General features: G+C 38.9%; 8 protein-coding genes. 3 read left to right on the forward strand and 5 right to left on the reverse strand.

Features of this window, described 5'->3' with window-relative positions; all coding sequences use genetic code 11:
* The first annotated feature begins 136 nt into the window (after window positions 1–136).
* Window positions 137–2,026 (forward strand): alkaline phosphatase, encoded by a 1,890-nt coding sequence (locus G6R09_RS17700; RefSeq protein ID WP_205523003.1) that lies wholly within the window; start codon window positions 137–139, stop codon window positions 2,024–2,026.
* A gap of 147 nt (window positions 2,027–2,173) precedes the next feature.
* Here the strand turns inward: G6R09_RS17700 and G6R09_RS17705 are convergent, their stop codons facing one another.
* Window positions 2,174–3,112 carry an SDR family oxidoreductase gene (locus G6R09_RS17705; protein ID WP_235859716.1) on the reverse strand — a complete coding sequence of 313 codons (939 nt, stop codon included), beginning with the start codon at window positions 3,110–3,112 and terminating at the stop codon, window positions 2,174–2,176.
* A gap of 68 nt (window positions 3,113–3,180) precedes the next feature.
* Between G6R09_RS17705 and G6R09_RS17710 the strand changes: the two genes are divergently transcribed.
* Window positions 3,181–4,068: a LysR family transcriptional regulator gene (locus G6R09_RS17710; protein ID WP_065168942.1), complete on the forward strand. Its 888-nt coding sequence runs from the start codon at window positions 3,181–3,183 to the stop codon at window positions 4,066–4,068.
* Window positions 4,069–4,150: 82 nt separating this feature from the next.
* Here G6R09_RS17710 and G6R09_RS17715 read toward each other — a convergent pair whose 3' ends face one another.
* Complete coding sequence (locus G6R09_RS17715; protein ID WP_163923812.1) at window positions 4,151–4,618, reverse strand: GNAT family N-acetyltransferase; 468 nt, start codon at window positions 4,616–4,618, stop codon at window positions 4,151–4,153.
* A 200-nt stretch (window positions 4,619–4,818) separates the two neighbouring features.
* On the opposite strand from G6R09_RS17715, the gene G6R09_RS17720 reads away from it, so the two are divergent.
* The gene (locus G6R09_RS17720) at window positions 4,819–5,202 is read left to right on the forward strand and encodes a nuclear transport factor 2 family protein (protein WP_163923797.1); all 384 of its coding nucleotides are present in this window, start codon (window positions 4,819–4,821) and stop codon (window positions 5,200–5,202) included.
* Between the two features lie 107 nt (window positions 5,203–5,309).
* Here G6R09_RS17720 and G6R09_RS17725 read toward each other — a convergent pair whose 3' ends face one another.
* The 3 genes from G6R09_RS17725 to G6R09_RS17735 all read right to left on the reverse strand — a co-directional run.
* Complete coding sequence (locus tag G6R09_RS17725) at window positions 5,310–7,019, reverse strand: L,D-transpeptidase family protein (RefSeq protein WP_163923798.1); 1,710 nt, start codon at window positions 7,017–7,019, stop codon at window positions 5,310–5,312.
* Window positions 7,020–7,303: 284 nt separating this feature from the next.
* Entirely contained in the window at window positions 7,304–7,567 is a 264-nt protein-coding gene (locus G6R09_RS17730) for a hypothetical protein (protein ID WP_065168945.1), read from the reverse strand.
* Between the two features lie 229 nt (window positions 7,568–7,796).
* Window positions 7,797–11,806: Ig-like domain-containing protein (locus G6R09_RS17735; RefSeq protein ID WP_163923801.1), on the reverse strand; the 4,010-nt coding region annotated here is incomplete at its 5' end.

The raw sequence follows: 11,806 nt of genomic DNA on the forward strand, positions 1-11,806 counted from the left end.
CTGAATATATTCAATAAATCCAGAAAAAAATGCATTAAAAACACATTTTATTACAATTAATCTAAAAAAACATCGTGCACTTGAATCACTCGAAGGTATATATTGCAAAAAAATACTAACAAAGCATTTAATAGCAATGAAAAGACGTAATTTTTTACAACTCCTGACTATTGGTTCAGGCTTAGCTTCAACATCTGCATTAGGCCAATTGCCAAATGCAACTGAAGCTGCATTTAATAACCGTAACATGTTTGGACAATTTACTCACGGTGTTGCAAGTGGTGATCCATTACACAACGCTGTTATCCTATGGACACGCTTTATTCCCGATTCATCGTTAAATTTAACGCAAGCAGCAGTTAAATGGGAAGTTGCGACTAATAAAAGCTTTACCAAAAACTATAAATCAGGCACTGCTATTGCTGATAGCAAAAATGATTATATTGTAAAAGTTGACGCTAAAGGTTTATCTGCAAATAAAATCTATTACTACCGCTTCTCGGTTGGTGTAATTAAAACTATTGTTGGTAAAACGCGGACGTTGCCTAAAGATAAAAACGTTAAAGAAGTACGATTTGCGATTGCAACTTGTGCTAACCACCCTGCTGGTTACTTTAACGTATATAAGCAAATTAATGCCGAACATAAACGTAATCCATATGATGCTCTATTGCATATCGGTGATTACATCTATGAATATGGTATGGGTGAATATGCGAGTGAAAATGCTGTCGCTCTTGATCGTGTTCCTTCACCAGCACACGAGTGTATTACGCTAACCGATTACCGTAAGCGTTACTCGCAATACCGTTCAGATCCTGATCTGCAAGCATTGCATGCTCAATTACCTTTCATCAATATCTGGGATGATCATGAAATTGCAGATAACACATGGAAAGATGGCGCGTTAAACCATCAGCCGCAAGAAGGTGAGTTCATTACACGTCGTGAAGGAGCCATTCAAGCATTCCATGAGTGGTTACCAATCCGTGACAACATGGTTGCAGACGGTGAAATTTATCGTAGTTTTGTATGGGGCGATCTTGTCCACCTACTTATGCTTGATACGCGTGTAACAGGCCGTAGCAAGCAACTTGAATATGGTAATTACAATGCCAATGATCCTAAAGGGGCTTATAAACAGCTCCAGAAAGATCTGTATGCGCCTTCTCAAAAGCTATTAGGTAAAAAACAAAAGCAGTGGATCAAACATGAGTTTGAAAAGCACGATGCGCGTTGGACAGTACTTGGTCAGCAAGTATTAATGACCAAAATGGATGTGCCGTTTAACCTTCTAATTGCATTATTAGGTGCAAAAGAAGCACATCGTACTCGCTCATACTATGACGGTAATATCGTTATGGAAGCAGCACGTAACCCAAGTCGTCTACTAGCACCTTATAACTTAGATGCTTGGGATGGCTACCCACGAGATCGTGATTGGGTATATAAGCAAGTTGATACTTACGGTAAATCATTAGTTAGTTTTGCTGGCGATACGCATAATGCATGGGCTGGTGAGCTCGTTAATAAAGATGCCCAAAACTGTGGTGTTGAATTTGCTGCGTCATCTGTTGGTTCTCCTGGCATGGAATATTACTTACCGTTGCCTAGAGCATTAATGCTTGAATTAGCAAAGTTATTCCCATTACTGATTAAAGATCTAAAGTGGGCAAACATTTGTGATCGTGGCTTTATGGATGTCACATTTACTGCAGATGAAGTAGAAAACAAGTGGATTTTTGTTGATAACATTCTATCTCATGATTATTCAGTACTACCAATTGTTAGCGCTGAATCTGAAGGTCTATACCTTGATGAAATAGAAACTGATGACGATGATGATCACGACGATGATGATGATCACGACGACGATGATGATCATGACGACGATGATGATCATGACGACGACGACGACGACGACGACGATGACGATGACGATGACGACGACGACGATGACGACGACGATGACGACGACGATGACGACGACGACGACGATGACGACGACGATAGAAAAGATGACTAAATAACAATAAAGTGCACGGTATAATAACCAATGCACATTATTTAAAACGTCACTATCATCAGTCGCATTAAGATAGTAACTAAATTATGGCCTCAATATTTATTGAGGCCATTTTTATAAATAATATAATCAACACTTAAGCTGTTATTAAATAAACTGATTCGCCTTAGCCCAACGTTTAATCACATCTTTTGCTACCGGTGCTGGTCCAAAAAATCGCTCATGTTGAGAAATGTCAGCAACAAAGCGGCCTTTTTTAAAGAACAAGAACATTTGCAACATGTCATAACCCAATTCACTAAAAAGCTTAATTGGGCGTACAAATAACGAGAATACAAACCAAGGGATCGTCCACGTTGATAGCTTTTTACCTGTCACCTCAGTGATCATTTGTATCAGTTCAGCTTGGCTTTTTGCGCCATCTTGCCAACCCACATCAATCGATTGATTGTTAATATCATCACCAGCATACGCCGCAGCTTGTGCTAAATAATCAGCTAAATCATCAGTTAGAATATATGACCACTTGGTTGTTGTATCGCCAATAGCATAAAAGCGCCCCGCCTTAAAACCATCAGCAATATAGTCTGAGGTTTGATCTAAAAATGCCGGAGCACGAACGAAGACATAAGGGATCCCTGCGCGTTTAATCACATCTTCAGCCACTTTTTTAGCATGAAAATGCGGTACACTTTCAGCCTCATCACTGTTCACAATACTCAAGAACACAAACCGCTTGATATTTGCTCTTGCCGCAGCTTCAGCTAAATTCTTATTACCCTGAAAATCAGCATCAAGACTTTCTTTCATATATCCATTGGCAGAGCTAATTACAATATCAACATTCTGCATTGCTACATCTAAAGACTCAGTATCCAGCATATCGGCTTTAACCCACTCTAACGCTGCAAACTCATTATCACTTGGTGCACCTTTACGTGACATCGCCTTAATATCAATATGTGGGTACTGCATTAACTTACGTAAAATTTTACGACCTAAAAAACCAGTCGCACCAACAACAAGTACTGTCTTCTTTTGAGTTTGCATAATCGTCTCTTTTCCGTCTTCATTTGATAAAGCCATGTTATACAATTCCATTAATGACTTAAACAATCTAAAATGGAAATGATTGGTTCATAAATGGGATAATAATGAAACTACTTGATGATATGGCGCTATTTGTAGAAGTAGCAAAAGTGATGAGTTTTCGTCAGGCGGCTGAAGTAACAGGAGTACCTAACTCCACCCTATCTCGAAGAATTAGCGCCTTAGAAAAAGCAATAGGTCTAAGATTGTTTCATCGCACTACGCGAAAAATAGAACTAACAGAAGCTGGTCAGCTTTATTATCAACGCTGTCGTCGTATTGTCGACGAGGCTAAACTTGCTCATGAACAATTAGGTGAACTAGTAACACATCCAACAGGTACTGTGCGTATCTCTGCGCCGATTGATTTTGCGACTATTTATATCGCGCCATTATTACCAGAATTCAGTCAGCGCTACCCAGATATTCGGTTAGAGTTTGATTTAAGCTCTCGCCGCGTTGATATGACATCAGAATCGTTTGATGTTGCTATTCGCGCAGGAGAAAGTGAAAACTCGAGCTTAATTGCCCGTAAAATTGCCCGCTTTCATCATTATGTGTATGCCAGCCCTACTTACTTAGCCCAATACGGCGAACCACAAACTCCTAACGATTTAGTTAATCATCAATGCTTTAGTATTGTAAAGTCCGCCCACTGGACGTTATATAATCAAGATACTCGCGCAGATATAAAAGTAACCAACAAGTTATTTGTTAATAGTATCGGAATGATCAAGCAGCTAGCGATATTAAATATGGGGCTAATTCTAATGCCGAAAGAGATTGTGGCTCAAGAATTAGAACAAGGTAAGTTAACTCATGTACTTCCCGATTGGAAAAGTGCCGCAGTACCCATTTATGCCATCACAGAAACGCGATTATTACCGGCAAAAACCCGCTGCTTTATTGATTTTTTACAGCAACAATTAGAGATGAAAATAATCAAAAAATAACGTGAAATAAGAGATGGGACAGCCATACCTTGTCCAAGGTTATAATTTATGGCTGTCCTATTTTTGTCCTTTTTTCTTTAAGCTATTTTAGGTGTGTAAAGCGTTGCCTTGTTACTGTTCCCCATTTATGGTCTTGGTATATATCTTCAATATAATTATCTGATGTATAGTCACTCACAACGTCACGCCAGAAACTAATAGCGTGATCAGCACCTGCAACTTGCTTGATTTCCCAACAACCGCCAAGGCGCTCAAATAAACTCGAAATAAAGCGCTTACCGACTTTATTTTTTCTAAAACAAGGCAATACATAGAAGTCACAAATTTCATACGCTTGAAGCGTGCTTTCATCTATTGCTGTTAAAGCGGCTGGAATACCATCTATATAAAGTAGATAACCTGTAACACTGTCCTTTAGCTGAGGATAAATCTCAAACACCCCATCTACATTTGGTTTATCAACAACAATTTGAGAAAATTCTGCAGCATAGCCTTGATACAAATTAGCATAAACATGAGCGTTACTGTCATCTACTGGCACTATATTCATCATGTGTTTTCCATCATTATTAATCTGTAAGCATCATATCATCGCGAGTGAAAGATAATGCCTTTTCGTAAATCTCGATTTGCTTTTAAAGTATCAAAATCTGATCTAAGTTCGCTTTTTCACTCGCGATATAATCTATCTTTCAAAGGTTTCAATATGTCAAATTGAGTCTGTTTTCTACAAACATAGGATTGATTACCATGAAAAAATCTGACTATGAATTAGTTATTAGCCATTATTTTCAAATGTGGATCAAACGCGATTTTTCACATCTAGATAAGCTTTTTACAGCAGATATCTATTACAGTGAATGCTATGGGCCTGAATACGTTGGATTATCTGAAATTTATCATTGGATCGATGACATGCTAGCCAAGCAAACAGTATTAGCTTGGGAAATTAAGCAATTTATTCATGAGCCGAGCACAAATACCGTGGTTGTTGAGTGGTATTTTAAAGAACAACAAAAATTAGACGTTAATGATTTTAATGGGGTATCTATTATTAAATTTACGCCTGAGGGTAAAATCTGCGTTATTAAAGAATTTGAATCGAAATCAGAGCACGTTGCGCCTTTTCACTAAAAAAAAAAAGACAGGACACCCATATCTTATTCACGTGATATTTATGGGTGTCCTATCTTTTTCTATCTTTGTTTAATTAAGCGAATCAGCAATATGTATTTTCTAAATCAGCTACTTTGACCATTTAATGCCAATTTAATACGTTGATGCGTTCGGTAATTTGGAATCGAAATAAATTGATTCTGAATCGGTTGAGCACGCGGATTATCATAACCGTAAATATCACGGCGCATCTCTAACTGGCCATCAGGTGTTACCCACGCTGTTAAGTAAGCCACATCAACATTGACACGTGTATTTAAACCAATTTCACGGTGATTATTGGTATTAATCATATCGTCAACCGAAGGTAAATTCGGCATATTTTGATAAGCCAGAATTAATGTTGCCATCTGACGTGGGTTTTGAACACGCATACAGCCAGAACTTAAATCACGGTGGTAGCGGTTAAACAATGGATACTCTGATTGTGATTCATCATGCATATATACAGAGAACGAATCAGGCATCAAGAACGCCACCCGACCTAACGCATTTTCAGGGCCTGTATCTTGACGAAACTGATGAGGAAATGTCTTTGGATTTACCGTCGCCCAGTCAATTGATTCTGGTGGCACAACAGACCGATCTGTCCAACTATTAATCACATCAATATGACTATTCTTTAAAAAATTAGGATTCGCTTTAGCCGCTGGAATAATATTCTGAACCTTTATCGTTTCAGGCACATACCAATAAGGGTTAATCACCACCGTATTAATGTATGACTGAAACAAATTGGTTGGCCGTTTTGGCATGCCATCGATAATTTTCGATTCAAATACCGATTTTTTATTGTCATATAGCCTCATTTTAAAATCAGGAATATTAACAATAATTTGTGGGCCATTTCCTTGCAACTGTGCAAAACGCTCACGTTGTAAATTCAATGCCGTAATACGTGCCAAACTAGAATAAGGACGGATTAATTGGCTAACAACATCTGACCCAATAATACCGTCCATCTTCAGACCATAATTACCTTGAAAGCTTTTTATTGCTTTATTCATCACACCCGTATTGGTAATCTTTGTTTGAGCGGTAACTTGTTGGTATTGAGGCTGAGTTAAATAGCCCAAATTCCAAAGCACAGTCGCCACTTTAGCACCATAAGGAATGGTATCGCCGAGGTGGACGACGCCATCAAAGTGAACGGTACTCGAATCAAGCGGGTTAGCCGGTAGCGATAATAAGTGGCTAATAACATCCATTGTTGGCACAAACAGCGAAGAAGGAATAAGAGAGTTGATCTTTTGAACCGTTAATGGGAAATAATTCTGCGCCATTTTCAATGTCAACGGCGTCAATGTCACAGGCTGTGAATTATATAATGGTCGAGGATCTTGCATTAATTGATGTACATAATCGGCGTAAATCAAATAGGTATCAGTTAATAGCAGATCAAACCCACGCTCATCTGGCAACGCTTGTAGTTGTTTCAACTCTTTTAGACGTTGCGACATACCGGGTAGTGTTTTGGAATCTGCCAACGCTTGTAATTGCGGCATAATCGCATTGACAAGCACTGGATTAAACCAATATGGCATATAGTTATTTTCAGCATACAGCGCATTAAGAATGTCACCATTGCACACTTTTACCGTTGAATTGGCACACAAAGATGCAGTGCTATTTACTGTAGCAGCATCTAAAACGTGCCAATCTAGCTTATTGCTCGCCGCATTATCGGCCGCCAAAGCCGAACCACAAGCTAACAGTGCTGAAACGGTTATTACCGAACGAATCAATGTCGTTATTTTTTTGCAATTAAATTTCATCAACGTTCCTTAACTAAAAAAGGAAGAATAGGCTTTTTTAGCGTTAAAATCATTCACCATTAAAAGTGACAAAGATTTCAAGAATGATGAGTTGGCGTAATTTATATTAAAATTAAATAGATGCAGAATATTGATGGCTAAATATTCCAAGAAAAAGCGTCTAACGGAGGCTATAATCTGCCATTTTGATACTAAATAACGCGCAATTGGCAGCCTATTTAGTGCTGATTTGAGTCTAAAAACACCACTGAAAGAGTCTTTATGTCGCCCGGTGATGGTTCTTGCTATGGTCCAATTATAATTTTATGGCGAACATAAGTTGGGATCTCAATCTTGTCGTCAAGATTTACAGCTCTTGATTCAGCATTAGCACCAACAATTTCATTGAGCTGCTCATAACTAATACCGATGACTCGAGACGCCGCCATAAGCCCATTAATAAATGATTTCTTGTCGCGTTTTTGCTGTATTTCATCTAATGGTATTGCACAATATTCACGGTACTGTTGAGTTAGCAAAGCCAATAACTCAGCTTGTTTCGATTCCATATAAACTCCTTTTATTTGAAATATCGCAAATTATCAATCAGTTAAAAACAAACCATTACCACCATATTACTCATTAGGCTCTGCAAGGTAAATGTCCAACAACTATTAATAGTTATAGTCGTGCACTACGTCGCATTACTCATTCTTTGAATAAACCAGCTAATACGTTAGCGACAGATAACGCTGGTTGGTCGTAAATGCCCAATTGTCCACGGGTATTTATTCTGCTTTATTTGATCACATTAAACACATCATTATTAAACAAGGTAGTGACAATATCTTCTGTTGATGTACCTAACCCTACATAAAGATCTTTAACGTCCTTCAATTCCACTTTATGATCATTTTCAAATGTTAAACTAATATCATTACCAACTACTTCAGCTGAAGTCACTTTATCGAGTAGATCATCGATGGTACTCCCTGTTTCTAAAATGCTGCTAATATCAATCGTTTCGTCTGTCTCAAAATCATTGATGGTCGTAGTTGTAGGCTCTGTTGTTGAAAGAACATTAAGTTGAAAAATATCTTCACCCGCTCCGCCATTTAATATATCGTTGCCTGCATCTGCAATCAAAATATCATTACCACTTTGACCAAACAGTAAATCGTCCCCTGGGCCGCCAGTTAATTCATCTTCACTCCCTGAACCAAATAAAATATCATCACCTTCATCACCAAAAATGGTATCTTTACCATTATTGTTTGAACCTTCAACGACAAGATCACTTTGATTATTTTGAACAAACTGATAGATATCTTTCATTGTTAAGCTATCTACATCAACCCCCTGTTCACTTGCAACAACACTGTATAGCACTTCGGATAATGTCGTACCGCTATTAATAACATCAGACATGTTAGTATCGCCAGAGCCATAGCGATCAAGTAACCATGTATTATTTAATGTATCAGCAACAATAAAATCGTCACCTTTTCCGCCATGAATAATATCGTTACCACCAATAATTGTGCCGAAAGAGTTGTTTACTGCGTTATCAAGTTGCGCTGTGTTAGACGCAATGATGACCTGACTATTACCGGTATTGTCAGCCTCATAATCAAATCCTAATGATGCCATTTCATTTAACGTATGTTGTGCATCAGGGTTATTCGCTGCGATAGAACCTATTGAAATAGGAACAATTATGGGAGAGTATTGCGTTAAATTGGCTTGAGTTTGATTAATAACAACATTCTTATCGAAGAATTCTCCATTTGATTCTTCAACGGTGTCCATTCCATCGGTAATGAAGTAAACGATATTAGATTTATCGGCATCATCGAATGAATTAATTGCATCAACAATCGCTGGGTCATAGTTAGTTAAACTGTCTCCCCCAGTTAAAGGAACCACACTGGTTAAATAGTCAGAAATAGTAACGCCCGTTGCTGTTACTAGGGTATTTTCCGTAAAATCCCAACTAAATTTTGTTTGGCTATCAACAGCTGTCGCAAATGTGATGAAAGTAAAATCGAGTTCCGATAGCTGAGTGTTATTTAGCACATCGCCATAGTTATCAACCACTTGCTTTATTGAGCTTTTAGCAAGATCAATACGGGAAGTTAAACCTATATCGGTATAAATATCGTCTATTTTTTGCGTAATCCCACTTGGAAACTCAAAATTAATTTCAGAAGAAAATTGGGAAAATCCTAATGGTGAACCAAAAGAGGTGCTTAAAATATTACTGAGCTCCTCAATAGTAGAAAAATCAATACGAAAATCTTGACCAGTTAGGCTTTGAGTCAATATAACAGTACCAGAAGTATTACCGTTAACCAGTTGAATATCATCTGGTTGAACTTCTTTGATCGACATCGAACCAGATAAATCCAACACGAGGTTCACTGCCACTTTTTCTGCTTTAACGTAAGAATCACCAATAATAAGATCGTTATACCCCGTTCCTGTTAACGTGTTATTTTCAGGACCTCCCGTAATCACCTCTCCTTCAGTATCATAATTTTTATCTGCGTTACTATCTGCAGTATTACCAAACGCATCACTAATTGAAATAGTTGCCTGTATCTCTCCTGTAAAACCATCATCACTATTTGGAACAAATAACCCACCAGGCACTTGAGCTATATAACCAAGTTCTCCACTTGGTAATTTAACAACACTCGTTTGGACATTACTGTCACCAAAATGTAACGTCACGGTGTCGCCTTCTTTTGCATCTCCCCCAACAAGACCACTCACGTTTACTGATTCATTATTATCATATTGTGTGCCCGTTATAGGATCACCATCATTAATCGATTCAACAGTCACGCTAACATCTAACGTTTTAACGTCATAATCATGGGTAGATATTGCTTGTTTAACATTACCCGCAGTATCTGTCGCCGTGACCGTTGCGGTAATGGTATCAACACTGGCACTAGTGAGTACCGAGCCATCAACATCAACCGTCCAGATTAATTGGCCATCTTTCTCGATAACAGGCGTGGTGTATTGATTTCCATCTATGGTTACCGTTACAACATCACCGACTTTTACTCCGCCTCCCACTTTACCACTGACGGGAATAACCTCTGTTGCTTCAGTTTCATTGATTGTGTTATCAGCAGTGACATCATCAATCGTAATACTGGCTGCTAACGTTTTCACTTCATAATCGTGAGAAGATGTCGCTTCTTTCTCATTACCCGCTGAATCTGTCGCGGTGACGGTTGCTGTAATGGTATCAACACTGGCATTGGCCAAAACAGATCCCGGTACGTCTACTTCCCACACTAACTGACCATCTTTTTCAATAACAGCCGTTGTATATTCGTTGCCATCTACAGTGACAGTAACAATATCTCCAACCTTAACATCGCCACCAACATTACCGTTAAGCGGGATCGTTTCGGTGGCTTCTACTTCATTAATAATATTATCAGCAGTAACATCGTTAATGGTAATGACTGCCTCGATGCTAGTATCGATCTCATAAGGTTTATCTGTYGTTGCTGTTGCTGAGTGTCCTGCTATATCTGAAGTCGTGACCGATGCATTCACATTGTCACTACCATTTTCGACCAAAGCGCTACCATCGACCTCTACTGTCCATGTTTTGTCTGCGTTCACCGTTGTGGTATACGTYTYATCACCAATCRTTATTGTCACCACATCACCCGGTTTTACGTCGTTACCAACGCTACCTGTAATCGGTACTTTACCCTCACTCTCGTCTTGATTAATRATGCCATCATCTGCAATGCTATCTATCGTAATACTGGCTTCTATTACGACATTGTAATCTTCGGTATCGGATGCGGTAGCTTCTGTTGGAGCGCCATAATTTGTGGTAACAGAGGCTGTAACTTGATCTGCYTTTAAAATATCTTCCCCTGTGACATTCACTGTCCAGCTAAGATCTTCGTTCACAGTGGTTRTGTATTCATTACCATCAATGGTCACCGTAACACGATCGCCYGGTWGTACATCTTTACCGACAAATCCGGTGATAGGCAGTATCGCTTCATTGCCTTCAGATTGGGTTATGATATTGTCGCCAGTAATGGGATTGATAGTGATACTTGCCTGAATATCAATGAGATAATCATGGGTGCTACTGGCAGAGGCAGAATTTCCAGCATCATCTTGCGTWGTTACTGTGGCTGAGATGGTATCTTTACTTGCTTGAAGTAACGTTGTTCCATCRACATCAACCGTCCAGATTAATTGGCCATCTTTCTCGATAACAGGCGTGGTGTATTGATTTCCATCTATRGTTACCGTTACAACATCACCAACTTTTACTCCGCCCCCCACTTTACCACTGACGGGAATAAYCTCTGTTGATTCCGTKGCATTGATTGTGTTATCAGCAGTGACATCATCAATCGTAATACTGGCTGCTAACGTTTTCACTTCATAATCGTGAGAAGATGTCGCTTCTTTCTCATTACCCGCTGAATCTGTCGCGGTGACGGTTGCTGTAATGGTATCAACACTGGCATTGGCCAAAACAGATCCCGGTACGTCTACTTCCCACACTAACTGGCCATCTTTTTCAATAACAGCCGTTGTATATTCGTTGCCATCTACAGTGACAGTAACAATATCTCCAACCTTAACATCGCCACCAACATTACCGTTAAGCGGGATCGTTTCGGTGGCTTCTACTTCATTAATAATATTATCAGTAGTAACATCGTTAATGGTAATGACTGCCTCGATGCTAGTATCGATCTCATAAGGTTTATCTGTTGTTGCTGTTGCTGAGTGTCCTGCTATATCTGAAG

The sequence above is a fragment of the Photobacterium sp. Alg240-V54 genome, assembly GCF_900537155.1.
Classification (GTDB): domain Bacteria; phylum Pseudomonadota; class Gammaproteobacteria; order Enterobacterales; family Vibrionaceae; genus Photobacterium.

Coding starts and splice junctions, on each gene's coding strand:
- G6R09_RS17700 (WP_205523003.1), top strand. CDS start 137: ATGAAAAGACGTAATTTTTTACAACTCCTGACTATTGGTTCAGGCTTA.
- G6R09_RS17705 (WP_235859716.1), bottom strand. CDS start 3,112: ATGGCTTTATCAAATGAAGACGGAAAAGAGACGATTATGCAAACTCAA.
- G6R09_RS17710 (WP_065168942.1), top strand. CDS start 3,181: ATGAAACTACTTGATGATATGGCGCTATTTGTAGAAGTAGCAAAAGTG.
- G6R09_RS17715 (WP_163923812.1), bottom strand. CDS start 4,618: ATGAATATAGTGCCAGTAGATGACAGTAACGCTCATGTTTATGCTAAT.
- G6R09_RS17720 (WP_163923797.1), top strand. CDS start 4,819: ATGAAAAAATCTGACTATGAATTAGTTATTAGCCATTATTTTCAAATG.
- G6R09_RS17725 (WP_163923798.1), bottom strand. CDS start 7,019: ATGAAATTTAATTGCAAAAAAATAACGACATTGATTCGTTCGGTAATA.
- G6R09_RS17730 (WP_065168945.1), bottom strand. CDS start 7,567: ATGGAATCGAAACAAGCTGAGTTATTGGCTTTGCTAACTCAACAGTAC.